We start from the raw sequence: 26,873 nt of genomic DNA on the forward strand, positions 1-26,873 counted from the left end.
TAAGGGACAGACCGGACCACACTTTCACTATTTAATCGATTCTAAGCAGGGGAGTATTCAACCTGCTTTTCTTCTGCAAGATATAGCCCTTCTTCGTCTAAAGGGGCGAATACCCGAAATTTTCTCAATTGCTTTCCATAAACATGTATCGTAATAGCAGGTTTATCGCCTACCCCTTCAAGGATATGACAGTCTGCGGGAGGCAATAACTTTCCTGTATTCTGCTCGTTTACAACGATGGAATTCGTATGCTGTAACTTAACGATTTTTCCCCCTGATAATTCCTCTAATCGTATATAATTCGTCACTTTAACCTGACCCGCGACAACTCCTTCTACTCCCCATGTATCATCATGATCATGAAGAGTGGTCTTCTGGCCGGGCTTCCAAACTAGCGCGATCACTTCGAATCGATCCTCTGGATCACAATGCAGCGAATGCCGCGAGTATCCCTCATCACTTGGTCTTCTTTTCTCAGCAGGAAGCCATGATTGGGATTGAATTAATTTACTAATTAACTTTTCCGCTTCTACAACACATTCGTTATCATTCTGACTCTGTTCCACCATAACAGTCATATCATGGACAAAATTTTTGAAATCATATTCATTAGTGTAATCCATCCTAATTCCTCCTCAATATTCTGATATTTACTTTCCTGTAGGGGAAAGTTGCTTGACGCTTGTTCTAACTGAAGCAGAGCTTTTTCCATAGTAGAGCGGGGACACGCAATATTCATTCTCATAAAGCCTTCTCCCCCTAACTAGTAACTCTTACACCAAACTTTATTGCAAAAATCATGCCAAAATTAAATCCTTGTTAAATCAACATTCCTACTATCGGACGAATTGTAAAATTCCCATTTCCGCGAAGACTATAGAAAAAACCTACCACTCCGTACTGTTTTTCGGTTCTCATATCCGGAAAAATATTTCTAATTATTAAAAATTTTCCCGTAGAGACGAAAAAAAGATTGCAAATTAAATTTGCAATCTAGGGTAAAGTGATCAAACTTTTAAATTGTATCGTTCTAGCTTACGATAAAGTGTCGATAAACTGATTTTCAATTCTTCAGCCACTTTTTCTTTATCTTTTCTATCTTGACCACCTAGGAAGAAACTTTGGATAATGGATTTTTCATATTCGGCCACCATCTCATCTAAACTTAACCCGCCTGTATGAATAGGTGCTTGAAATTGGTACAAATAATCTGGAAGATCATGAAAGCCAAGTACATCCGATTCTGCCATATTCACCATATACTCCACAACATTTTCCAACTGTCTAATATTTCCGGGCCAATCGTACTGGATTAGCCATTGTTCTAATTGTGGATCCATAGTTATGTACGGACGACTTAAGTTCGAACTGTACTTACAAATGAAGTACTCGAGAAAAAAGGGAATGTCGTCCCTCCTCTCCTTCAATAACTTTGTATGCAGCGGGATCACATTGATTCGATAATATAAATCCTCACGGAATGTACCGTTTTGAACCATTTCTTCTAAATTGCGATGTGTTGCCGTTATCACACGAACATTTACAGGCAGTGATTTGATTCCTCCCACTCTTTCAATTTGTCTTTCCTGTAATACCCTAAGAAGTTTAGGCTGCAGTGAAAGGGGAAGATCTCCTATTTCATCAAGAAAGAGGGTTCCATTGTTCGCCAGCTCAAATTTCCCTGTTTTTCCTTCCCGGCTTGCCCCGGTAAAAGCCCCGCCTACATAGCCAAATAATTCACTTTCTAGTAAACTCTCCGGTATTGCGGCACAATTAACCGCAACAAAGGGGTGGCTACTCCGATTCCCTTCATAATGAATGGCCTTTGCCAATACCTCTTTCCCCGTTCCCGTTCCACCTCTAATTAAAACATTTGCCGTGCTATTTACAATACGCTTGGCTTTACGTATCACATCTTTCATATCCTCATTTTTGCCGATGAAGTTATCAAAGGTAATGACTTTATTTGAATTTAATGTATCTTCGTATAAATGGCATTGTCCTTGGAATCTTTGATTCTGCGAGATTAACTGGGATTCAACTACAAGACTTAGATGCTGAAGAAATTCCTTGAGTGATTCAGCATTTTCGATCATCTTTTCTTTTTGTTCAATTGAAAAGCCCATGAGCCCTATGGCTCCTAATGTTTCACTTCCCTTGACGATTGGAAAACCAATGGTTGCTGACTCTTTACATTCCTTAAAAAATTTACAGTTCATACAGTGGGAATCATTTTTAATAACATCATAGGTCATATCGGGTCTGCCAGTCTTCATTACAGCCCGCAACAAGGAGCCATCAGGTGCGGGTTTGCCAATTTGATGTTGATAACTTCCTGTTCCACTTACCCGATTACCGTTTCGATCAAGTATGGTTATATCAAAACCAAGTATCGCTGTAAGGTTTTCTGAAAATATTTGAATAAATTCCTGATTTTGAGTGATCCCCCTCACGTTATCTCCCTCCTGCGAGCTTCAAGTGCCTTTAAATTTTTCCTTGTCATATTTCTCTATGCAATGTTCAAGCCAACTTTAAATCCCCAAAAGCCTTTGTAAGAAAAAAGCAAAACACCCATTGTTTTACCAATTTTTCTATTTTTCCGTTATATACGTTATATAAATGATTATACTAAATTTCCTAATAATTAAAATACTTTTCCATAAGTTGATGAAATTTTCAGACGTTTGAGTAACAAAAACTTCACTGAAAGAGTGAAGTTTTTGCATATAACGCTGGGGATCCGCCAGAATGCACAAATAGGATATTATCTTCCGGCTTAAAGAAGCCTTCTTGGATTAAATCAATCAGTCCCGCTGCAGCTTTACCAGTATAGACCGGATCCAGCAATACCCCTTCCGTTCTTGCCATGAGCTTGACCGCCTCCACCATTTCAGACGTAGGTAATGCATAGCCTGGTCCAACATACTCATCAAAACACATTATAGCCTCACGAGGGATTGAACTTGGGATGCCAATGTGTGCTGAAGTTTCTTTAACAAGCTGAAAAACTTTCTCTTCTTGTTCTGCCTTACCTCTGCTTACGTTTATTCCAATTACCGGTATATTACTTCGGTTTCCATAAAAGCCCGTCACCAAACCAGCATGCATTCCTCCGCTGCCACTTACACAAACGACGGCATTCATGGGGACTCCTTGATCAAAGGTTTGTGCCAAAATCTCCTGAGCGCACGCAGCATATCCTGTTGCCCCAATATGATTCGATCCTCCCACCGGAATGATATAAGGTGTATGCCCTTCTTCCGTTACTTCTTCCGCTACTTTCTGCATTTCTTTCATCAAGTCTGTCCCATTCGGCACAACCTTGACTTTTTCAGCGCCCAATAAATGATACAGAAAATAGTTCCCATTAAAATCCGGATCAGAATCGGTTAAATGCCCCTCTTCCAATACAAGAATGCACTTCATTTTCTCTTTTACCGATGCGGCCAGCGTCAAACGGCAATGATTGGATTGAATGCCTCCACAGGTAATTAACGTATCCGCACCTTTTTCCTTTGCATCTGCAACAAGGAACTCCAGCTTTCTTGTTTTATTTCCACCAGCTGTCAGCCCAAGTAAATCATCCCGTTTCATATAGATGGAAGGACCACCAAGAACCTCAGATAAATGATCTAATTTTTCAATGGGTGTATAGGCAGCTGTATATCGCTTTCTAGGAAATTGTGCTAAATTCATATGAAATCTCCTCCTGTATCCTCTGTTTAAGGTTAATTATATATAAATAAAGGCTGTTTTCGTATAGATTGTTGCTTTTCGCATATAGGGTGAAGCCTGAATAAATATAGTGTCGTGCTCTTTTCTACATCCTATATTTCATTTTGATAGCGGAAAATAACCGCAAAAATCCTACTAGATATTTACTGCGTAAAATCTCTGCCGATTTTTACTCTATTTACAAATAGCAACAAAGTTTAAGAAAAGAGCCTAAATAAAAGAAAAGAGTGATGGAAAACCTTCTGAAATATCATAGTTTAATATAACATTGATTCAATTCTTTACAAGACTGATAGATAAGTTCAAAAAGGCGGTCTAGATCCTTTAATTCAACACAGGAAAATGCAATCCGAAGGTCTGTCTCGGCAAGGGAGATGGTACCCACTCCGTACTGATTGAGCAAGTGGACCCTTAGTGTTTCAGCATCGGAATGCTTTATGCGAAGGCATACGAAATATCCTGAGTTGAATGGATAAGGTTCAAATTCATCCGCATATTTCCCGTCCGCTAAGATCTCTTTGACTCGTTTGGCCCTGTCTTCCATTACTTTATTTCTCTCCTTGCGCTGCATTTCAAATTCAGGATGTAACAAAGCATCCAAAATGATTGTTTGGGAAAGGTGTGGACTGCATGAGATGGTACTTCGAATGGAACCCATCGTCTTTTTCTCTAACGCTTCTAAAACCAGAGGATCCTGAATTCCAAATGTGAGAAACCCAACACGAAAACCCCAAGCATACTCTTCTTTAGTTGCCCCATCAATTTTAATTGGGAGGACACGCGGGTGTAATCCTACTAAACGAGCGAATATAGATTCCTTGATTGAATCTTCGTAATATAATCCAAAATAAGCATCGTCCATAACAGCAACAATATTAACCCCAAGATCCGCTGCCTGCTTGATTGCATCAAGAATTTCTTCTGCCTCTTTCTCCGTAGGAGTATAGCCGGTAGGATTATGCGGAAAATTAAGCACAAGAATCGCTTTACCATTTTTGCAGGATAAAAGGGCCTCCAGCATACCTTCTACATTAAATTTGTTTGCTTTCGTAAATAAAGGATAGGTCACGGTCCCACATTGGTGGCGGATGTTGAAAAGTATATGATAGTTGTCCCAATACTTATCCGGCAGTATAATCGAATCGCCTTTTTCCACAAACAGGTCGGATACGATACTCAAGCCATGGGTCAGCCCGTTCGTCACGATCGGTGTTCCAAATTCCTTTCCTTCTAGGGAAGGATTATCCCTAAGAAGCTTTTTTCTCCATACCTCACGCAGTTCCGATTTTCCTGCGGGTGGTGCATATGGATACAGGTCTTTCGGATCATAGGAGGAGAGGTTTTTATGAATTACATCTATATACATGGGTTGTCCACCCTCTGAAGCCATCCCGATTGTTGCATTGAATCGGTCCGCTTTCCCCCTTGCCTCTCCAGCTTGGCTGACAATTCCTTTTGGGAAATACAAGGATTTTCCTAACAATGAAAACATCTCATATACTGGTTTATTCCGTTCTTCAATGACATGATTTAATTCCAATGCCAATGGGTTTAGCATTTTATACACCCTCTTTATCTAGTTAGATTTTTCCAGATTATATTTAACCTTAGGCTGTTTTCACATAGATTGTTGCTTTTCGTAAATAGCACCAATCCTTAAATAAATAGGCTTCGTGCTCTTTTCATCATCCCATACTCATTATGAAAGCAGTAAATAACCGTAAAAATCCTACTAGATTTTTACTTTGTTGCAGAAAGCAACAATGTTTCAGAAAAGAGCCTAACCTTAACATTCCACAAATTCCTTAATCCTCACCGTTATCCTAATGCCGTTTCAAGATCCTTCCATATATCTTCTACATCTTCTATTCCAACCGAAAAACGAACGAGCCCATCATAGAGACCTGCTTTTTCTCTTTCTTCTTTAGGGATGATCGCATGTGTCATCGAAGCTGGATGTTGAATTAATGTACCTACATCACCCAGGGAAACTGCTAAAGTACACAGTTTTACTGAATTCATAAGTTTAACACCTGTTTCGTATCCCCCCTTCAAGACAAAAGAAATCATTGCACCAGGACCTTTCATTTGTTTCTCCATGATATTTTTATCTTCAAAACTTGCTAGTCCTGGAAAATAAACCTTCTCTATAGCCTTATGTTTTTCCAAGCGTTCAGCCAAAATTTGTGCATTTTCTTGTGAGCGATCCATACGAATGTGCAATGTACGTATCCCTTGACAGAGAAGCCAGGCATCCATAGGGGCCAAATTCGCTCCCATAGTCTTCTGCACTTCTTTTCTCATCGGATCAATAATTTCCTTGCTGGAAATCACTAATCCGCCAATAAGATATCCATGACCCGACAAATATTTTGTTGCACTGTGGACGACAATATCAATGCCGCATAGAATAGGATTTTGTAAATATGGCGATAAAAACGTATTATCAACAACAGTCAAGATACCCTTTTGCTTAGCGATCGACGCTACACTCTTCATATCCACTAAGGAAAGCGTAGGATTGGAAGGAGTTTCAAAGTAGACCACTTTCGTTCTATCTGTAATGTGTGGTTCAAGCTCATCCCCTGTTTTAAACGGTACAAATGTTACATCAATTCCAAATTTCTTTACCGTTTTGGTTAGAAAGGCGTGCGTCGCCCCATACAACGCTGTGTGTGCAACAACGTGATCTCCTGCCTGCAAAATACCCAAAAGGCAACCAGTTATGGCAGCCATACCAGATGAGAAAGCCAAACAACCTTCACCAAATTCCAATGCCGCTACCTTCTCTTCCAGTTCTCTTACATTTGGATTTCCCAGGCGTGAATACATAAATCCTGGATCTTCTCCTGCGAAGCGTTGTGCTCCTACTTCGGCATTATCAAAAACAAAAGTTGAAGTCATATAAACAGGGGTGATGTGTGAGCCATGCCCTGGATCTTTATTTACTTTTACTAGTTTTGATGAATAGTTCATTATTATTATTTCACCTCCGAATTTTAGTAATCTGAAATGTTGCCTTTTTTATTTCTTCCTATTAGTTGTATATAAATCTTTACATGCAAAATTTATGCCAACTCTGTAAACCTTATAAAATCTACAGTTTCATTATTAAAACTCTTTATTTATTCTCATTTTTGCAAAGGTGCACTGCAAAACATAGTAATGATCGAACTTACCACTTTAGCAATATTGATAATGCTTTTCCAAAATTGAAGAGAATTTAGAGGAACAACGTGGATTTTGGTTCCCGGGGCTTTTTTTGTAATAGGAGGATTAGTCTGGATTTCATATACCCACTCCCTCTTCGACTTAATTGGTTTATCTACCTATAAGGTACATTTTTAGTATAGATAAATTGTTTTTATTAAGTTACAGAAACGACAGTGTCTTGTGACTTGCTCTCTTCGTCCAATATTTTTATTTCTCGGTGAAACGATAGAGCCACAGTCGTTAGTATCCAAATTAGTCCCATAATCATTAAAAACAATCGTATTCCACTATTTTCATCGACTCCTAACCATCCACCAAATAGCTGCCCGCCAATTGCATGTGAAGACATTAAAGGTGTAAAAACATGCTCTATTAGTGGAGCCGAAAGTAAATAAGAAATAGGCATAAGTGACATCGCAATCATTCTTCGTAAGGCAAATACGCGCCCTTGAATACTAGGCTCCACTTTGCTTTGCCAAATGACCTGTGAGCAGGTATTGCCAAATGGCAAGAAAAAGAAAGAAATAAAGATAAACACACACATAAAAGGGATGGAGTTGCTGGCCCATATTAAGGTAAAAAAGACAGAACTAATAAGTCCAAACCCAAATACTCCTCTCGTTTTTCTTTTCGGACCTCCCCATGCACTCATAACTAATCCACCCAATACCATACTTAATCCAAGACATGACATAACAAATCCAAGAGTTTTGGCATTTCCTATCGATAGAATAAGCGGTTGAAGTAATACGTTTTCGAATCCCAATATAAAATTTGCCAACGAAAAATAGGTTAAAAACCATAAAAGTGCTCTATTCATTCGTAGGTACTGAATTCCATCCTTGATGTCTAAAAGAATAGATTGTTTTTTTATAAAAGATTCCAGAGCAGTTATATGTGGAATTTTTACGATTAATAAGGAAAAAATAGCTAAAAAGAATGAAAAAAAGTCTATAAGGAGAATTCCTTCAAGATGAATGAACGGCAATAAGATTCCTGCAATTGGCGGTGCAATAATGGTAGATGCGGCTTCAGACGTTTGAATCAATCCGTTTGCACGTCCGAGATGTTTTTTTTCAACGATTTGTGAAACGATTGCCTGATAAGCAGGGAATTGCATAGCACCTGCAATCGACCATATGATTACAGCACTATAAATATGCCATAATTGTAATTCTGAAAAGAATATCGTCGCACAAATTCCCATTGTAGCCATTCCGGATAAAATATCACTAGCAAGCATCATCCCTTTTCGATTCCACTTGTCGACAAGTGCCCCAGCAAATGGCGAAATGATAAGCCCTGGAATGGACATACATACTAATGTGATTGCAAAATTTGATACCGATCCTGTTTTTTGTAATATATATACCCCTAGTGCGAAGGATGTTAAACTAGTTCCTAAAAGAGAACCGAGTTGGCCACCCCATATCAATAAAAATGATGTAAACCCTTTATTTTCCCCCACCCTTATCCCTCATTCGATTTTTATTTTGCAAACATGGATATGAGAATTCCATAAAGCTTCTCCCCTTTAGGGTCTCTCGCTTTGATCCCATTCTCCCATTTTTCCAATAATGCAATTAATTCTGCTTCTAATTCTTCTTTCTCTTTTGAATGCAGATGTAAATTTAATGTACGTAATAAGCTTTTATCCATCGTGTTATCCAACGATTGTAGGAATTATTTCTTATTCTTGTTCTTACTTCCACTTTTCAATACACTGTATTCTAAATGAAAAGCCTTTCGGGGCGGGTTAACTTTTCATCTAGTTTTAATAATAATCTCTATATATTGTGAACTTCCATATCCTCTTGTTGGGAAACGATCAAACCAAAAATTTCGAAATAATAACTCTAACCTCTAAAGGCAGCAGATTGTAAAATGAATACTCCTTTTTCAGTTTCATGAAATCCTTTCGTTATTTTGACATTCCTTACACCACAAGCTGGCCGATTGCAGAATAACGGAACGGGCATTTTTATATAATCTTATTGTAATTTAAGCAACTTTATTTGTAATTAAACGACTTTATTGTAAATCAACATTTTGTAATCTAAACTAACAAGAAAGATACTTTTGTTATAAGAATAATATTGCTACCGGATCGTCGACTAGATACCTAGCATGGAAAGATCGAGATTTCGGCTGGAAGATAGAAGGCCATTTACAAATTATGTTCATACCATACTTAACAAACGTATAAAACAAAAATTGGCTGGTATGAGTCGGGTTTAATACCCATTCACACCAGCCAATTAACTACATAATATAAACTTTAACTTTTTGGGGTCACAGTATTCTACTTCCCCGTCACATCAACATTCTTTCACTCAAAGTTATCGAGCATTGCACGCACTTCATCTGTTGACTTTGTGCTCATCAATTGATTTCTTAATTCACTGGCCCCTCTAAACCCTTTGACATATATCTTAAAAAAGCGAAGAAGGTGTTTGAATGGACGCGGCTCAAATTCTTTTGAATATTTATCATGAAGATCAAGCTGCAATCTTAAGAGATCCAGCAATTCCTCACTGCTATGTTCTTTCGGCTCTTTTTCAAAGGCAAATGGATTTGTAAAAATACCACGCCCAATCATAATTCCATCAACACCATATTGTTCAACAAGCTTCAATCCAGTTTGACGGTCAGGAATATCCCCATTGATCGTCAAAAGCGTATCTGGTGCTACCTGATCACGAAGTTCCTTAATCTCTGGAATCAGCTCCCAATGAGCATCTACTTTGCTCATTTCCTTTCTTGTACGCAGATGAATAGAAAGATTAGCGATGTCTTGCTTCAATATATGTGTCAGCCAGTCCCGCCATTCGTCTACATTCGTGTAACCAAGCCTTGTCTTCACACTTACAGGCAATCCCCCTGCTTTTGCTGCTTGTATGATATCGGCAGCGACGTCTGGACGAAGGATAAGGCCGCTTCCCTTCCCTTTGGCTGCCACATTATGCACAGGACAGCCCATATTGATATCCACACCCCGAAACCCAAGTTTCGCCACACCAATACTCGTTTGCCGAAAATATTCAGGCTGATCCCCCCATATATGTGCCACCATTGGTTGCTCATCCTCTGTAAAAGTCAAACGCCCACGCACACTTTGGTTCCCTTCTGGATGACAATAACTCACCGTGTTTGTAAACTCTGTAAAAAACACATCCGGTCTAGCTGCTTTACTCACTACATGGCGAAAAACAACATCCGTCACATCTTCCATTGGTGCAAGTATAAAAAATGGTCGTGGTAAATCACGCCAAAAATTATCTGTCATAATCGATTCAAGTCCTTTCATAATGGGATACACGCTCAAATTCTCATCCCAAAATTAAAAAGCAAAAATGTTTCTTCTACTTCTACACTTATAGCATGCCTAAGCACTTTTTATCAAACTATAGTAAATTTCGAACATTATGAACTTTACTATTAACAGATGAAAAGTGCAAAGAAAATCGAGGATAAAAAGGCAGTTTGTATCAAGGTTAGGTACTTCCCTAACTAAGTTTCCGGAAAAATATTCCTAAGATATTGAAATTTATTGGCTTGGAATTAAAGTTTCAAAATTTCACTTATTTAGGAAAGTCCCATACGGAAGGAAAATCAAAGCAGTCTAACCGACACGCGTTTAATCAACATATACCTTAAATGTAATCACAATAAATAATACTAATTAATCGTATCGAAAAGTAATACAGAAAAAAAAGACCCCGAAATACAAAAAACGCCCCTTATGAATTTACAAGGAGAATATTCAGAAAAGGATGAGTTTTGGAATAAATAATAATCTTCGTAACATTAGAGTCTCATAGTCTATAATAAGAGATAGCTAAGGGTGCTATTTAATTTTGTTCAGCAATCGGGCATTTAACGGAATAAAATTTTAAGTAGCAGGTATAATCCGATTAAAAATTGAAAGGAGGTTCTAACATGGGGTTTGTCATGGCAATTGCGCCTGTTTTAATAGTGGGAGGGATTGTAGTATTTGTAATTGAAAGGCTTAAACATAAATACAACCAAGGTAACCTAGGTAAGAAAAAATCAAAAAGCGCTCAAGATTTATTAGATAGTTTAATACCAATGGGAATGCTTTTTGGTTGTGCAATCGGTGTAATTTCAGGCATGTTCTTCCCAATCTCCCTATTATCTACAGTTAGTTTAGGAAGTGGAATAGGCTATTTATTTGGATATTTTGCTTATGAAATTTATAGTAAGAAGGAAAATATCATTCATAAATAGCTATCTTCCGAAACGTGCGCTTATGCAGAACAAAAAGATTCGAATTGTTTTAATGTTGGATTAAAATAAAGTTACACTGTTTTAAAATTATCAAGACCCAAATTATAAAAAGTCATAAAAAATAAGGGATAATACATATTATACATGACTAATATGTATTATCCCCTTTACTTTTTATTTCACAATCGCACCCCGTTAGCATTCCTGTAGATCGTTAAATATCAGGTTTGAAAAAAGTAGAGCCCCTCAGTAAGATTATGAGTATAGACACCACTCTAACTCAAACACTTAAGGAGGAAGCCCTATATGAATTTTAAAATGCAAGACAAGCAAAATCAACTAGTAGAAAGAATTTCCGATACACATCTTATTGTTGGTGTGGATATTGCTCACAACTACACGTCGCAAGAGCAGTTAACTTCCGTGGAATTGTAGTTGGAGACCCTCTTATATTTGAAAATAATGAAGATGGGTTTATTAAACTAGTAAACTGGATACAGGATTTAAAAAGACTAAAAAACTTAGATGCAACAATAGTAGGTATGGAGCCTACAGGACATTACTGGCTTAACCTTTCAAAATGGTTATATAACCAAAACATTGAGGTAGTTACAGTCAATCCACTCTTAGTAAAAAGAAATAAAGAGAATCGTGATAATACCCAATCTAAGAGTGATAAAAAAGATGCGCTCGTTATCGCGGATATGGTCAAAAACGGCTATTATTCCTTTATCCGCCCAACATCAGAGTCGTTTGAAAAACTTAGAGTTCTAATGTCTAATCGAGATGTGATTGTAAAACGTCTCGTAATGTCTATTAATCAAATAAATCGATGGGTTGATGTTATTTTTCCAGAGCTGCGACAAGTGTTTAAAGATGTTTCGTGCAAAGGGGCCATCGCAACCCTCCGTTTGTTTCCGACACCAGATGAAATATCATCAATGGAGTCACTAGATGTCATGACGGGATGGAAATCCTTAATGTAAAGACAACCAGGACTTAAAAAAGCTCAACTACTGATCAGTCTAGCAAAATCTTCTATTGGAACTGGACAAGCACTTGATGCTTATAAATTTCACTTAGAACAACTATTAGAAGAATATGACCTAGCAGCAAAACAGCTCGAAAGAGTTGAACAACAAGTAAAAGAAGTTCTCAATCAAATACCATTCGCGAAGAAACTGCTTATGATAAAAGGTATAAGTGAAATCTCATTAGCAGGGATTTTAGGCGAAGCAGGTGATCTATCTGGATTTTCTCATGGAAATTCTCTGTTACGTCATGCAGGATTACACCTAGCTGAAGCAAGTTCAGGTAAATGGAAAGGTCAGATTGTCATTTCGAAGCGTGGTAGGTCAAGACTTCGACGCTTCCTCTACTTAGCAACTATGAGCCTTGTAATGAACAACCCTGAGTTTAAAGCTATCCATTCCCATAATGTGGAGGTAAAGAAATTAAAGAAAATGAAATCAATCATGAAACTCATAGGTAAATTAGCAAGGATTTTTGTAGGAATAGCACGACGAAACGAGTCTTATAATCCACATAAAGTACAAGCTACAATCTTTTTAGCAGCTTAGGAAAATCAGATACTAAGGGTCTTAAAAAATATTAGTCTATATCTTTATCTTTAATCTTGAATGTTGTCTTATTCGTAGGAATTCAAATATGTACGGAGTACCAGGTTTATTCAACAAAAGGGCAATGTGACCCATCCCGTTAGCATAACTGGCCTCCACCCCTTGGATAGGCATGACGAAGGAATGAGAGGGCACTTGACCCGTTGAGACATGGGAGGGAAAGCCTCCAGGGGCGGCGTGGAGATGTACATTATATGGGAAAATATGGAGTATTAGCTAACTCCTTTATTTAACCATGCCTTCACGTAGCCAAAATGATCCGAACTCGTTTCTACTACCCGTAAATCCTTTTTAAGGGATGTGAAATCCTGCGAATAAGTGATCATTCGAGAGATATTCGTATCAAACTGAGGGAGTTGAATAAGAGTTGTAATATCATTACTAATCAAATTTATCTTTATTTAGAAAATACAATTAAATCATTCAATTACAATTACTTCTCCATCCCTTTCCCGTTTATTTGTAAGAGCCCCTCTTATTGGTTATACTAACTTTATTAGGGAAAGTAGTGTTGAGAATGAAAAGAAAAATCTTATTCGGTTCTGCTGCTATTGCCGTTATACTTATTGCCACACTTGGAGTTCGTGAATATGGGGCTCTTAAATATTCAAGCGACAAAGATGACTCAACAAATAGCAACATTGTAGAAGCATCTGAATCCCAAATTTATAATGCTGAAATCGGAGAATGGGTTTCAAAGATGAACGTATTACTTTCCGAACCGATGAACGACCCAAAATTGAAAAAAGCGAGTAACGATGAAGGTTTCGAGTATTACTTGAAGTCACTAGTAGTCAATGATGAATCACCAATCCATTTAATTAAAGGAAATAAAGAATTGGAAAAAGATTATATAAATTTGTTCCTTTTAACAAGTTATATATCTAATAAGCAAGCTGCCCGTACGGTACATTTAGATCCTAATGGTGAAGCAATGGAATCAACAGATTTAGTTAATCAATGGGCACCTACTGATGAAAATACGCGTATTGCATTCGAATACATGAAGCAAATTATCAATGATTTAGACGTTGCAATTAATCATAATGGAAAAGGTGAACTATATGGTGTGACGCATGTATTGAACACGCGTTTGGCTTCGCAACAAACGAAAAAAAAGCCAGTCCTATTCGCTGTAGGACTGGCTTTCGTGTTGTCTTGCTAAATTTCATAACGTTTCGCACTTAAAGTATATCATGATTTAATTTCTCAATCAAAAGTATTGAGTATTCTTTTATCATACTTGTTACGTAAAAAAAGAACCTCTAAGCATACAAGACTTGAATAATATTTTTGTATATGAAAGATTAGTTCTTTTGAAAAGTTTTTTTAATGTATCATCATTTGTGTAGTGTAGAATGAAAAGAAACCTTATCTAAGGAGAACAAAATGAAAATAGAACGTATGTTAACCATTATTGTAATGTTACTTAATAGAAATCGTGTAACAGCCAATGAATTGGCTCAAAAATTTGAAGTGTCGGTTCGGACTATTTACCGAGATATTGAAACAATCAATCTAGCCGGAATTCCTATCATTTCCCACTCTGGAAACAATGGTGGATTCAGCATTTATGAAAATTATAAATTAAATCATCAAGTACTGACTCTTAATAATCTGTCCTCCCTTCTTTCTGTTCTCAAAGATATTAATTCCACGGTTGACGACATTGAGCTAGAATCATCCATAGAAAAGTTAGAAAATATCATTCCTAAAAACAAGGCAGATGAACTAAAGCTGCATATGGAACAAATCATCATTGATTTACATCCTTTTGGAGAATCTCTAGAACAAAAGTCATTAGTTAAAACGCTAAGAAAATCTATTACACAGACTGATATACTGATGATTGACTACAGAAATTATAATAATATTGTCAGCAAAAGACGAGTTGAACCTATGTCACTCATATTTAAAAATTATACTTGGTACTTATTTGCTTATTGTCTTATAAAAGAAGATTTCAGAATATTTAAAGTTTCCCGTATAAGTGATTGTTATATCGAAAATCAATCATTTGAACGTCGAGAAAAATCGTATCATGAGATTAGGACATTATTAAATGAGCAAACAATAATGACAACAATTGTCTTAAAGATTTCCTCTATAATGCAGTCTCGTGTGGAGGATATTTTTAATAAAGAAGATATTTCGGTGTTAGAAACAGGTGAACTTCTTGTTAAAGCTACACTCCCCGAAAAAGAATGGTTGTTCTCTCTCATATTTAGTTTTGGAGAGCATGTAGAGGTCTTAGCTCCAAAAGAAATGCGTAAAGCAATTGCTTCAAAACTCAGATTGATGGCTGAAAAATATCGTTAATTGCGTTTCTCAAAGTTGACAGACTGTTGTCAAATCACCGTGATAATATTGTTGTTATAAGACACATTTATTTTAATTAGGAGGAACGTTAAATGACAAACAATTATGAATTTCCAACACCAACACTTATCTCAGTTAACGGTGTGAAACTAGAAGTTTTTGAAGCTGGACAAAAAAATTGGGGGCGACCTATCGTTCTCTGCCACGGATGGCCAGAACATGCCTATTCTTGGAGACATCAAGTGACTCCTCTTGTAGAAGCAGGTTATCACGTTATTATCCCCAATCAACGGGGATATGGAGAATCTTCTTGTCCCAAAGAAGTTACAAAATATGATATTAAACATTTAACCAGTGATCTTGTTGCTCTATTGGATCACTATCAGTACAAAGATGCCATTTTTATGGGGCATGATTGGGGTGCAAGTGTTGTTTGGAGCATGGCTTTGCTGCACCCAGAACGTGTTCGTAAAATGATTAACTTATGCTTGCCCTATCAAGTTCGTGGAGAGAAACCTTGGATTGATTTTATGGAAGAAGTTTTTGGAGACGATTACTATTTTGTTCACTTTAACAAACAACCAGGTGTTGCAGATGCTATACTAGATGAAAATTCATCACAATTTCTTAATAACTTATATCGAAAGAATGCTCCATCACAAGTTCCTGGTAAAGGAATGGAAATGATTAATCTAGCTAAAGCAACCAAGCCATTAGGTGAACCTGTTATGAGTGATGAAGATCTTTCTGTTTATATCTCAGGGTTCAATAAGACAGGTTTTACTCCAAGCATCAATTGGTACAGAAATCTAAATCGTAATTGGCATTTATTAGGTGACGTCTCTCCTATTATTCATCAGCCAACATTGATGGTATATGGCGAGAAAGATATTATTCCGCCACTTCAAAATATAAAAGATTTTGTACCTAATATAGACGTTAAGAGTTTGGACACTGGTCATTGGATTCAAGAAGAAAGACCTGAAGAGCTTAATCAAATGATTTTAAAATGGCTGATAAAATGAGTGAAGCCTTATTTTTTATTAATCAAACAGAATTTATTGATTGGTTAGATATTCATCACCAAACAGCTAGTGAGATTTGGGTAGTTTTTTCAAAAAAAAAGACCAATAAAGCTAGTCTTACTTGGTCAGAATCAGTAGATTGTGCACTGTCGTTTGGTTGGATTGATGGGATACGAAAAACAGTTGATGAAGATAGCTATAAAATCCGCTTTACTCCACGTAAGTCTAATAGCCTCTGGAGTAAAGTTAACGTGCAAAAGGTGCATAAATTAATAGAACTTAATCAAATGAAGCCTGAAGGATTGACTATTTTTAATCAAAGAAATGATCAAACAGGTTATTCTTCCGCTAATAGGAACGTTACTTTAATAAAAGAATATGAGGATGAAATTAAAAAAAATCAAAATTCTTGGAAATTCTTTAATCAGCTTCCGGCTTCTTACAAAAGAGATTCTATTTGGTGGGTAATGAGTGCCAAAAAAGAAGAAACTAGGCTAAGAAGATTGAATCGATTAATCGATTCATGGAAAGAGGGAGACATGTTAAGACCGTAGTTTTATCAATCAACAGCATTAATTTATATATACCTGGATTGTTTAGAGAGAAGAATATGTAGCTTTTGAATAAAGTTCGATTAAAAGTAAGTTGCAAACGCTGATTTTATACAGAAAGAAACCAACTGTTTTGAAACAAAGTTTGATCAAAACAGTTGGTTCTTTATTTATCTAGTTTGGTTTTTATAATAAAGATTGATTATTTCTGGTTGCGAATCTTCAATTAAAGCACCTGTTAGTTTAATAGAACAGCGACGCTTCTTAAACAATCGCGCCCGATTGTTGAAGATCATTAATCTAATCTTATTGAAAATAGGCACCCATTAGCTGAGTACCTTATTTTTAAATACCAAAAAAATTTTATCGCCCCTCGGAGCAGGGTATTTGTAAAGGACTACTCATCTTGATAAAAGCAATTCTTTTCTATAAAAATGTTAAAAATCTATTATTCCAGAGATTCTCATGATGCTCAATGATTGTTTTAGCTCCTAGAAGTTCACTGTTAAGGGTGGTAGTTAACCCTTTTTTCATAAATAATTTATATCCTAATCCATGAGCCATTCTAATAGTTGTATCTACACAATATTCAGTTTGTGCGCCACAGATTTCAAGTTTATTTATATTTAATTTCCTTAGTTGTTCATTCAAATCAGTCTTGTAAAATGAGTTTGCATGTGTTTTGTTGATACAAATATCTGTATCTTTAGCATCTAGTTCCGGAAATAGTTGCCATTCTGGAGAATTAAGAACCAGATCACTATCATTATGTTGAACAAAAATAATAGGATTGTTTTTTTCTCTAAATAAACGAATTCTTTGATTAACCCCATTTAATACATTCGCTAAGTTATACAGAGGAACATTTTCAGGCTGAACACCCTTTTGCAAGTCAATAATTATTAATGCTGTATTTTCCATAATTATTATTCTCCTCATACCTTTTTTTAATAATTAATCTACTTAACGATATCATAAAATTTTCCTTATGTTCTTTTTTTCTTCTCAAGGAAAAAAAGATGCACTGAATATTATCAAAGGGTTCAGATAATTTGGATGGTACCATTCGTTTATTAACAGAAGATGATTTAGCAAAAATCTCGAGTCAAAGCTTTTTTTATCATTTACCAAATTGAACTAAATAGCTTATTACTTCAATAAGAAAAGCGATTACCTTTGTTAAGCAATCGCGCCCTGAACATAAAGAAAAAGCACAATTCTTGCTGCAGAATTGCGCCAGATTGCTAAAGATCATCCAGTTTCTATATAATACCGATAAAGCTATATCCCTCTATTATCTCTTAATTCAATAATTGTACCTTCAGGAGCTATTAATTTACACAATCCCCCATTCTCAACGTGATAAATTTCTTGACCATCTTTTAATATAAAGCCAAAACCTAATTGCTTAAATTTCTTGACCTCATTAACTAAGTCTTCTACCCAAAGACAAAGATGCACTATTCCCTGCGTATTTGGATTTAAATTACCAAGGCTTTCTCCTGCTTTTCCAGTTTGTAGTTCAATATAGAACTCCCCTAATCTTAACCAAGAGTTAAAATTACGATTATGGAAATTAGGACATTCTGAAATTAATTCAAAACCAAGAAGTTCCTTATAAAAATTCAGGGATTTTTCATAATGATTTGTCTGAATACATATATGATGAACAAAATTGGAAGGTCTTGGTTATAAATATTATACTCGTTTATATAAACATAATACATAAAAGCATTTTTCTTTTATTTCAAATGCATAATAAAAGCCACACCTTGTTAGATATGACTTTGTAGTGTTGACGTCTCCGCTATTGTTAATGCCGGTTTTTTTACCTGTAAATATAACTTGTGAAATTACTATATCTATAATATAGTAATAATACTATTTTATTAAAGGGTGAACTTTTTGTTACTGTAGAATTCTAATCTAAATCAACGTTATAGCTTAATAATTTTGTTTAACAAAACCACCTTATATGGGTGTTATTTGTTGTGCAAAAAAAGCAAGATTAGAATTAGTTCGCTTCGTATAAACATTTAGCGCGACTAATTTTAGTCGCGCTTTTTCTATTCGTTGGTTTAGACAATTTTAATTTTTTACTTATTAAAATTGAGAGGACGAATCTACAATGCAAAAACAATTACAACAAATTACAGCTGATATGCAGCTAGAAGAACATTATCATACATTAGAAAAAGCTCTACTTGCTTTATATTTCCATAAAAATTCCACAACTAAATCTTTAGCTCATACGACAAGCTTACCAATACCTATCGTTTCAGCAATGAAGAAAGAATTTGCTAAGCAAGGCTGGGGTAAACATAGCTTAACTAAAAAAGGCCAGCTCGCTATCTCGCAATATTTTCAACTCTCAGGTGCTGATGCTAAACTCTATCTTCAATTAACGACAGATGATGCATTTCGTACAGAATGGATTACACAAAATATAAGCGAATTAAGCACTATTTATGACGCTAGACCCACAGCTGACGTGGCAATTGATCAAGCAAAATGTACAGTTGAGACAGCCTTAAAACGTGCATTTCTCGCATTAGACTATACGATGCTACTCAATAAGCGCATTTTATGTTTAGGCGATGATGATTTTATCAGTATAGCATTAGCGTTTTTACTAAAGAAAATCGCTCCATATTCTACAACTAAAATTGTTGTGTTAGATATTGATAGACGAGTTTTAGGTACGATTAGCAAAATAGCTAAAGACTATGAGCTTCCGATTAAAACAGATTATTATAACGTTCAGGAGCCTTTGCCTAAAACATACGCCCATCAGTTTGATTGCGTATACACAGATACACCGTATACCTTGATTGGCGCACAGCTCTTTTTATCACGTACAATTAACGCACTAAAACCAGAAGCAATGCGGCATGTGTTTTTTTCCTACGCTAAACGTAGCTATCAAAAGCAGTGGGAGCTACAGCAAAGCTTACATGCTATGGGCTTCGTCATTGACAGTATTCAATACGACATAAACACCTATGAAGGTGCACAGATTTTAGGTGCTACAAGCCAATTATTCGTATTACAAACAACAGAGCAAATGACTTCCTATATTCCTAATCAGCGTAAATTTACCCGACCAATTTACACAGGAGAAATTGAGCGAAAATCCGTCGATTATCAGTGTATCCATTGTCAGCACGTACTTACAGTCGGCGTTGGATATCAATACAGAACGATTGCTCAACTTCAAGCTAGTGGTTGCCCGAAATGCAAAAGTAAAAAGTTTTCACAAATTAAGAGAACAGTACAAAAGATACAACCCCAGCATGCATTAGGACATCATATTTTATTAGAGTTGCACGATTGCAATGATGCATTGCTCAATGACGTGCAACAAATTAAAAAGATTATGTGTCAAGCTGCCCATAAAGCAAAGGCAACGATTGTGACCGAACATTTCCATCATTTTTCACCTTACGGGGTTAGCGGTGTAGTCATTATTCAAGAATCACATTTAACGATTCATACTTGGCCAGAGTACGGTTATGCGGCAATAGATGTTTTCACTTGTAACAATAAATTAGCTCTACAAGACGCTGTTCAGTATATTACTGAGCAATTTAATGCAGGAAATGCCACACAGCATTACGTACATCGAGGTAAATAGATAATGGGTAATATAAACCCATAAAATGCAAAAAGAAAAAGAAGTTGTTTCTCTTTTTCTTATTTGCATTTTAAATAATTTACGTGTAACAACTCATTTGAGGAGTGGTAGTTTAAAACTTTCTATAATAACTACGGCATACGTGACTTTTACTCTAATACTGTTATATCAAGGTTTATATAGCATCTTAGCCAAATTGGTTAAGATGCTTTTTTCATCCTCAAAAAGTCGATGGGGTTAAATTTGGGTTGAAATTCTTTGCAATGAAAATAAATAAACACAAACGTCGACTGCTCTAATTGAACAATCGTGCCGCTTAGTTTAAGAAGAACAGCGACGCTTATTAAACAATTGCGCCCTTTAACGGAAGACTTGATTTCAAAATAATTTTTCTGGACTTATCGTTCCGTAATCTTTATACTAATTTATATGAATAGGGGTGTTGTAAATTGGGTAGAAGTATTAATTTTAATAAAGAACATGCTTTGAATAAGGCTATGTATTTATTCTGGGAAAAAGGCTATGACGCTACATATATCTCAGATCTTATTGATACGATGGGAATAAGTCGATCTACTCTCTACGATAGTTTTGGGGACAAGGACGAACTATTTAAACAGGTTTTAGAACTTTATAAAAACTATGGCTATCAAAAGAGAAATTTGCTTTTTAGTGGTATAAGCACTAAAGCATCTCTTAAATCCTTTTTTTATCAACATATTGAAGAATGCTATTCAAATGACATTCCCAAAAGTTGTATTATAACTAATTCTTCACTGCTTATTGGACATATTGATCCTTCCATAGAAGAAATACTTTTAAATGATTTTAATGAACTTGAAAAAGTATTTATGCAAGTCATTGAAGAAGGAAAAAAGAAAGGAGAAATTTCACAAGAGACTAACTCTGAATTAGTTGCATATTCTTTATTAAGTTTAAATCACAGCATTAATTTAATGTCCAGATATAAAAAAGAGAAAAATCTAGCCTATAATCTAGTGGATAAGACTATTGCAGACCTATAGTCTTTCTTTTTTAAGTATTTCGGAACGAACGTTCCGAAATAAATAAGAATAAACAAAAGGAATGATAAAAGTGACTAAAAAGACAAATTTTCTAATATTTATTTTAGCAATTAGTTGTGGTTTACTTGCCGCAAATATATATTATGCACAACCAATTGTACAATTCATTGCAAAAGATTTGAATATCTCTTCTACTTTATCTGGATTGCTTACTACCCTGACACAAATTGGATATGGATTGGGATTATTTTTTATCGTACCAATGGCCGATTTATTTAAAAGTAAGAAAATAATAGGAATTCTTATCGGGCTTACTATTATTTCATTAACTGGTACGTTAATTTCTACAAATGGAATTGTTTTTTTAATATTAACAACCATAATTGGCATTGGAGCCTGTGCGGCTCAAATGTTAGTTCCACTAACAATGAGGATTGTGCCCATTAAAGAGACAGGTAAATATGTAGGTAAAGTGATGAGTGGTTTATTGATTGGGATTATGGCTGCTCGCCCATTATCTATCGGAATAGCTGATTGGTTCGGCTGGAAAATGGTATTTCTTTTTTCATTAATAACACTAGCTATCGTATTACTGTTAATTATAAAATTTTTGCCCAACTATGAAGTAGTATCGACTAGTAACATGTTATATCCAAATTTAATAGCTTCTATGGTGAAGATACTAATAAATACATCTCCTCTACAACAAAGAGCATTTTATCACGCATGTTTATTTGCAACATTTAGTCTTTATTGGACAGTTATCCCAATTTTATTAAGGTCTGACCCATTACATTTTTCAAATAATGAAATTGCATTATTTGGCTTTGTTGCAATAGCTGGAGCTTTATTAACTCCTACTATTGGTAAAATAGCAGATAAAGGTTATATTTTTACAATGACTAATGCATCAATGGCGCTCGTACTATTATCTATCGTACTATTATTTTTTGTTAAAGACCATTCACTATTTAGTGTAATTTTAATTCTTATCTCAGGCATTAGTATTGATATTGGTGTATCAGGAAATTTATTATTAGGTCAAAAAGTTATCTTTGGTTTGAATCCCGAGATAAGAAATAGGCTTAATGGATTATATATGACTATTTTCTTTTTGGGTGGAGCCTTTGGTTCATGGATTGGAAGTTATGCTTACTATAAATTTAATAGTGAAGTAACTTTACTCATTGGAACAGCTTTGCCTTTAATCGCCTTATTAGTTCATTTAATAAAGAATAATACAAAAAGTTTATCAAATACCAAAAGTTAGAGTCAAAATCTAATTTTTGGGGTAGTATTATCTTCTACATCAGGAAAAAATTATTTCTTATCTTTATTCGTTTTGACCAATGACAAAAATAAAATTATGCAATAAGGCATAGGATGTTGTTCAATTAAAGGATGCTTATCTACAGTATCAGTAATTAAATGTTGATGTGATGCACCTTTTATCTTTGTGTACATGTATCCATAGATAAGCGTTTAAGGACTTGACTTGGAGCCTCTGTGGGCATGATTGGTCTGTAAAGGCTGAAGCAGTTGTTTCAGTTGGCGTACAAGCCTATCATACCCACCCCTCCAAGTAAAGTCCTATCATTGTTTACATTGAAAACTATAAATACTTACTGTAGATAATGGCCCGATTCATGAATAGTTACTATTTATAGATTAACCTTATATTTCTCAACTAATTGTTCACCTAATTTTAACACAAAAGGTAATATTGAAAATACATTACATACAAAAAGGCATAACCTCTAAAAATATTTGCTGTAAAAATCATGTCTTAATTTTCCACTAAGATGAGCATAAATTCTTGTAGTCTCGCTCTTTTCATGCCCTAGAAGACTTTGAATCACTTCTAAAGGAGCGCCGTTGTCAATCATATGTGTAGCATAACTGTGACGCAATTGGTGGGGATGAATCGTTTTTTTAATTCCAGCACGATTTGATATACGTTTAACAATGTATCTCAAAGTATCTATACTCATGCGCCTTATGGGTTTACGCTCTGTGGCGAATAAACAGGGGTCATCATCATCACGTTCATCTAAATACCTTTTTAACCAAATTGAACAACGTATATTAAAGTAAACTTCTCTTTCCTTATCACCTTTTCCATGCACAATTACTGAGTTTCCTATAAAATTAATATCGTCCCTGTTTAATTTTGCAATTCTCCGATACGGCAGCCTGTGGAATAAAAAAATTCAAATAAAGCATTTTCCATTGATGTATAACATCCTTCTCGAAGGTGTTCTATTTCATGTTTTGTAAGAAACTTTGGAATTCGCATACCTAACTTTGGTTCCTTCAATTTTGCAGCTGGATTTTTTAAAATAAAACCTTCTTCATGTGTCCATTTAAACAGCGACCTAATAAAACGTACACGATGACCCAAGCTGGAGGGCTTTAAATGTTCTGCGGCCTCCCCCAAGTATTGTTTCAAATTATCTGTGGTAATATCGCTCATTCTAATATCACTGAAATAACGCTTTAAAAGATCACATTGAAAGCCATACATCTTTAAAGTTAGAAGAGAATAACCTTCAATTCTTTTATCAGATTGGTACTTATCCCAAGCTTCGGACAACAACATGATTTCACACTCCCATACTATGAATCAATTAAATTTGATTTCAGTATGGTCTTATTACCCAACCTTTATTCAACAATCGAAAAGTTTTGTAATAGCCAAAATAAAGATAAGGCGCTTATCCTTATTCGGTATAAGCGCCCGATTGTGGAATAAGGCAATATATTAACCATTATCTTCAGTTATCTTCCATCTCTTTATTCTCCTTTTTACTTCCTTGTCGAACTCTATATTATATATCCAATATCCACCAGAACTCCCAATATTCATATTCCATCAAGGGTGAATAATTCATTTTATATTTTGAATGCTAAATCTAATGAAGGAAAATGTTACTTAATACTATCGTTATTCAAAGGTTCTGTTTCAAATATAGAAACTTTTTCTCTTTTTTTGAATCTTTTTTCTCAATATTTTATTATGAACAACGTACGAAAGAGAGGTGAATCCATTGAAGCAATACGAAGTAGCTACGCTGAAAAAAGGACTTCTAATTTTAGATGCTTTGCAAGAAAAGGATATGACACTTCGTGAAGTTATACAAACATTCTCATTTAATAAATCAACAGCTTTTCGTTTGTTATATACTCTTGAGATAATGGGCTATGTTAAAAAGATTGATAATTCCTATAGTCTTACTAATAAGATGGGAGGATTTTTATCTACTCCCTTTAACTCAAAAGCAAATTGGTTATCGGTTCCACCTTTATATGAATTGAGTAGAGAAGTTGGAGAAACAACCTATGTTGGAATCCTTTATGGTACGGAAGTAGTCACCGCACAAGTTGTTGATGGCACTCATTCAATGAGGGCACACTCAGAGGTTGGTGACCGGGCTCCTGTACATTTAAGTGCTCTTGGAAAAGTCATATTAGCTTTTTTAGACAAAACCAAGCTCGATGGAATCCTTAAAGAATTGACATTAGTACAAAATACAAAAAATACATTTGTAGACTTACACTTATTAAAAGAACACCTAAAGGTCATTCGTAAGCAAGGATACGCAGTAGATGACGAAGAGACCGAAATAGGTTTACGCTGTATTGCTGCTCCTGTCATCTTTGAGGGAAATATGATTTCAGCAGTTGCGATAGCTGGTCCAGCCCTTCGGTTGAATAAAAAATTAGATAAAGCTTTAAGTAAAAAACTTATTCAATGTAGTTCGCGTATTTCGAAAATGCTTTAATGGAAAACACCCTAAAATTTGAGGAGGGGGAATAGATTAAAGAGATGTCAACAAAAGTATACATTGCATTATTTTCTTTGGCCATTAGTGCTTTTGCTATTGGAACAACTGAGTTCGTCATTGTAGGATTACTTCAAACAGTTGCTGAAGATCTATCTATTTCGGTGACAAAAGCTGGCGCTTTAATTTCTGGTTATGCAGTAGCAATAGCTGTTGGAACTCCAATTGTAACAGTTATTACAGGGCGTATTCCGAAAAAAGGATATTTACTAATCTTAATGATGGTTTTCATTTTAGGTAACGCAGTTTCGGCCAGTGCAGAAACATATGAAGTATTAATGATTTCACGAGTTATTACTGCTATCGCACATGGTGTATTTTTTGCAATTGCAGCTACAGTTGCTGCCGATATCGTACCAGAAAACAAAAAAGGAACAGCTATTTCAATTATGTTTACCGGATTAACAGTAGCAACCATAGCTGGTGTTCCAATGGGGACTTATATTGGACAACAGTTTGGTTGGCGCGCTACATTCGGTGCGGTAGCTGTACTCGGCATTATCGGGCTAATCGTAAATGTATTTGCCGTTGATAAAGTGAACAGACAAACAAATCCTCCCACTCTTAAAGATGTAGGGCAACTTGTGAAAAATGAACGAATTCTACTAGCACTATTAATGACCGCATTAGGTTTTGGTGGAACTTTTTCGTTATTTACCTACCTCGCTCCTATACTGGAAAAAATCAGTGGGTACTCAGCAGGATCTATTTCATTGCTGCTTTTAGTTTATGGAGTTGCCGTGGCCATTGGAAATGTAGTAGGTGGGAAAATGGCCAATCAACATCCAGTTAAATCATTACGCTTCGTCTTTTTACTCCAAGGTATCGTACTTTTATTACAAATGATACTACTACCTAGTAAAGGATTAAGTATTTTATCTATTATTTTGTTAGGTTTATTTGCATTTATGATGTCTCCAGGAGTTCAAGCGTACATAGTAACGCTTGCTGAAAAATTGGTTCCTTCTGCAAAAGATATTGCATCTGCACTAAATATATCAGCCTTTAATGTAGGGATTGCTGCAGGATCTACCTTAGGTGGATTAGCAGTAGACTATTTAACGTATTTAGATACGGCATGGATTGGTTCGATTATGGTGGCATTCGCATTTCTTCTATCCGTACTGAATTATAAATTAGATAAAAAACAAAAATTATTTTAAGGGAGAGTTTATTTATGAACTTACAGCAACTAGAAAACGTAGAAAAGGAATTACAATTTGAAACATTTACAAATGAAGATGCTCTAAATCTTGGTATGACATTAATTAATTATGCAAAAGAAAATAACAAAGCAGTAGCTATTCATATTGAGCGTAATCGAGTACCTTTATTCACCCATCTAATGGATGGTACTTCTGAAGAAAATGTATTTTGGCTATATCGAAAAAAACGCGTAGTGGATCATTACAACAGAAGCTCACATTATATTGGAGCGAGATTCGAAAAGCAAGGAACGACCCATGATGAAAGCTCTCTTCTTCAATCATCTGATTATCAAGCTATAGGAGGCTCTTTCCCTATAAGTATTAAAGACATAGGCGTAGTTGGGAGTGTAACAGTAGCAGGGCTTACACCTCAACTTGATCACGATTATGCTGTCGAGGGAATAAAACGTTTCTTAAAAAAATAAGGAGTTCA

Annotated in this window: 21 protein-coding genes and 2 pseudogenes; 12 read left to right on the forward strand and 11 right to left on the reverse strand. The window is 35.5% G+C overall.

Annotated elements, in window-relative coordinates:
* Nucleotides 1-41 precede the first annotated feature (41 nt).
* The 8 genes from ACQKP0_RS15730 to ACQKP0_RS15765 form a co-directional block, all read right to left on the reverse strand.
* Nucleotides 42-623, reverse strand: a complete 582-nt coding sequence (locus tag ACQKP0_RS15730; protein ID WP_427406798.1) for a cysteine dioxygenase — start codon at nt 621-623, stop codon at nt 42-44.
* Nucleotides 624-1,007: 384 nt separating this feature from the next.
* Nucleotides 1,008-2,453 (reverse strand): sigma-54 interaction domain-containing protein, encoded by a 1,446-nt coding sequence (locus ACQKP0_RS15735; RefSeq protein ID WP_427406799.1) that lies wholly within the window; start codon nt 2,451-2,453, stop codon nt 1,008-1,010.
* A gap of 247 nt (nt 2,454-2,700) precedes the next feature.
* The gene (locus tag ACQKP0_RS15740; RefSeq protein WP_427406800.1) at nt 2,701-3,696 is read right to left on the reverse strand and encodes a D-cysteine desulfhydrase; all 996 of its coding nucleotides are present in this window, start codon (nt 3,694-3,696) and stop codon (nt 2,701-2,703) included.
* A 289-nt stretch (nt 3,697-3,985) separates the two neighbouring features.
* Nucleotides 3,986-5,293 carry an aminotransferase class I/II-fold pyridoxal phosphate-dependent enzyme gene (locus ACQKP0_RS15745; RefSeq protein WP_427406801.1) on the reverse strand — a complete coding sequence of 436 codons (1,308 nt, stop codon included), beginning with the start codon at nt 5,291-5,293 and terminating at the stop codon, nt 3,986-3,988.
* A 260-nt stretch (nt 5,294-5,553) separates the two neighbouring features.
* The gene (locus tag ACQKP0_RS15750; RefSeq protein WP_427406802.1) at nt 5,554-6,711 is read right to left on the reverse strand and encodes a trans-sulfuration enzyme family protein; all 1,158 of its coding nucleotides are present in this window, start codon (nt 6,709-6,711) and stop codon (nt 5,554-5,556) included.
* 391 nt (nt 6,712-7,102) lie between these two features.
* A complete protein-coding gene (locus tag ACQKP0_RS15755) occupies nt 7,103-8,416 on the reverse strand; it encodes an MFS transporter (protein ID WP_427406803.1) in 1,314 nt (437 codons plus the stop codon).
* A gap of 20 nt (nt 8,417-8,436) precedes the next feature.
* The gene (locus ACQKP0_RS15760) at nt 8,437-8,607 is read right to left on the reverse strand and encodes a hypothetical protein (RefSeq protein ID WP_427406804.1); all 171 of its coding nucleotides are present in this window, start codon (nt 8,605-8,607) and stop codon (nt 8,437-8,439) included.
* 670 nt (nt 8,608-9,277) lie between these two features.
* Nucleotides 9,278-10,234: a tRNA dihydrouridine synthase gene (locus ACQKP0_RS15765; RefSeq protein WP_427406857.1), complete on the reverse strand. Its 957-nt coding sequence runs from the start codon at nt 10,232-10,234 to the stop codon at nt 9,278-9,280.
* A gap of 653 nt (nt 10,235-10,887) precedes the next feature.
* Between ACQKP0_RS15765 and ACQKP0_RS15770 the strand changes: the two genes are divergently transcribed.
* The 6 genes and pseudogenes from ACQKP0_RS15770 (at nt 10,888) to ACQKP0_RS15795 (ending at nt 16,734) form a co-directional block, all read left to right on the forward strand.
* Nucleotides 10,888-11,196, forward strand: coding sequence for a hypothetical protein (locus ACQKP0_RS15770; RefSeq protein WP_427406805.1), 309 nt, complete (start codon nt 10,888-10,890; stop codon nt 11,194-11,196).
* Between the two features lie 306 nt (nt 11,197-11,502).
* Nucleotides 11,503-12,776: pseudogene (locus tag ACQKP0_RS15775) on the forward strand (IS110 family transposase).
* Nucleotides 12,777-13,353: 577 nt separating this feature from the next.
* The gene (locus ACQKP0_RS15780; RefSeq protein ID WP_341086016.1) at nt 13,354-14,001 is read left to right on the forward strand and encodes a hypothetical protein; all 648 of its coding nucleotides are present in this window, start codon (nt 13,354-13,356) and stop codon (nt 13,999-14,001) included.
* Nucleotides 14,002-14,225: 224 nt separating this feature from the next.
* Nucleotides 14,226-15,155, forward strand: coding sequence for a helix-turn-helix transcriptional regulator (locus tag ACQKP0_RS15785; RefSeq protein WP_427406806.1), 930 nt, complete (start codon nt 14,226-14,228; stop codon nt 15,153-15,155).
* A 92-nt stretch (nt 15,156-15,247) separates the two neighbouring features.
* Nucleotides 15,248-16,180, forward strand: a complete 933-nt coding sequence (locus tag ACQKP0_RS15790; RefSeq protein WP_427406807.1) for an alpha/beta fold hydrolase — start codon at nt 15,248-15,250, stop codon at nt 16,178-16,180.
* Nucleotides 16,165-16,734, forward strand: coding sequence for a YdeI/OmpD-associated family protein (locus ACQKP0_RS15795; RefSeq protein ID WP_427406808.1), 570 nt, complete (start codon nt 16,165-16,167; stop codon nt 16,732-16,734). Before ACQKP0_RS15790 ends, ACQKP0_RS15795 begins: the two co-directional genes overlap by 16 nt.
* Nucleotides 16,735-17,157: 423 nt before the next feature.
* On the opposite strand, the gene ACQKP0_RS15800 is transcribed toward ACQKP0_RS15795, so the two are convergent.
* Both ACQKP0_RS15800 and ACQKP0_RS15805 read right to left on the reverse strand, forming a co-directional pair.
* Nucleotides 17,158-17,652, reverse strand: a complete 495-nt coding sequence (locus ACQKP0_RS15800; protein WP_427406809.1) for a cysteine hydrolase family protein — start codon at nt 17,650-17,652, stop codon at nt 17,158-17,160.
* 360 nt (nt 17,653-18,012) lie between these two features.
* Nucleotides 18,013-18,393: a VOC family protein gene (locus tag ACQKP0_RS15805; RefSeq protein ID WP_427406858.1), complete on the reverse strand. Its 381-nt coding sequence runs from the start codon at nt 18,391-18,393 to the stop codon at nt 18,013-18,015.
* A 466-nt stretch (nt 18,394-18,859) separates the two neighbouring features.
* On the opposite strand from ACQKP0_RS15805, the gene speD reads away from it, so the two are divergent.
* From speD to ACQKP0_RS15820, 3 genes are all read left to right on the forward strand, one after another.
* Nucleotides 18,860-20,365: an adenosylmethionine decarboxylase gene (speD, locus tag ACQKP0_RS15810; protein WP_427406810.1), complete on the forward strand. Its 1,506-nt coding sequence runs from the start codon at nt 18,860-18,862 to the stop codon at nt 20,363-20,365.
* 449 nt (nt 20,366-20,814) lie between these two features.
* Entirely contained in the window at nt 20,815-21,390 is a 576-nt protein-coding gene (locus tag ACQKP0_RS15815; protein WP_427406811.1) for a TetR/AcrR family transcriptional regulator, read from the forward strand.
* A gap of 61 nt (nt 21,391-21,451) precedes the next feature.
* A complete protein-coding gene (locus ACQKP0_RS15820) occupies nt 21,452-22,660 on the forward strand; it encodes an MFS transporter (RefSeq protein ID WP_427406812.1) in 1,209 nt (402 codons plus the stop codon).
* A 487-nt stretch (nt 22,661-23,147) separates the two neighbouring features.
* On the opposite strand, the pseudogene ACQKP0_RS15825 reads toward ACQKP0_RS15820, so the two are convergent.
* Nucleotides 23,148-23,989, reverse strand: a pseudogene (locus ACQKP0_RS15825) (tyrosine-type recombinase/integrase).
* A 448-nt stretch (nt 23,990-24,437) separates the two neighbouring features.
* Here ACQKP0_RS15825 and ACQKP0_RS15830 point away from each other — a divergent pair.
* From ACQKP0_RS15830 to ACQKP0_RS15840, 3 genes are read left to right on the forward strand one after another with little or no spacing between them, the layout of a single operon-like run.
* Nucleotides 24,438-25,172 carry an IclR family transcriptional regulator gene (locus tag ACQKP0_RS15830; protein ID WP_427406813.1) on the forward strand — a complete coding sequence of 245 codons (735 nt, stop codon included), beginning with the start codon at nt 24,438-24,440 and terminating at the stop codon, nt 25,170-25,172.
* 44 nt (nt 25,173-25,216) lie between these two features.
* Nucleotides 25,217-26,395 carry an MFS transporter gene (locus tag ACQKP0_RS15835; RefSeq protein ID WP_427406814.1) on the forward strand — a complete coding sequence of 393 codons (1,179 nt, stop codon included), beginning with the start codon at nt 25,217-25,219 and terminating at the stop codon, nt 26,393-26,395.
* Nucleotides 26,396-26,409: 14 nt separating this feature from the next.
* Nucleotides 26,410-26,865, forward strand: a complete 456-nt coding sequence (locus ACQKP0_RS15840) for a heme-degrading domain-containing protein (RefSeq protein ID WP_427406815.1) — start codon at nt 26,410-26,412, stop codon at nt 26,863-26,865.
* Nucleotides 26,866-26,873 lie beyond the last annotated feature (8 nt).

The organism is Heyndrickxia sp. NPDC080065 (assembly GCF_050281185.1).
In the GTDB taxonomy this organism is placed as follows: Bacteria; Bacillota; Bacilli; order Bacillales; family Bacillaceae_C; genus Heyndrickxia.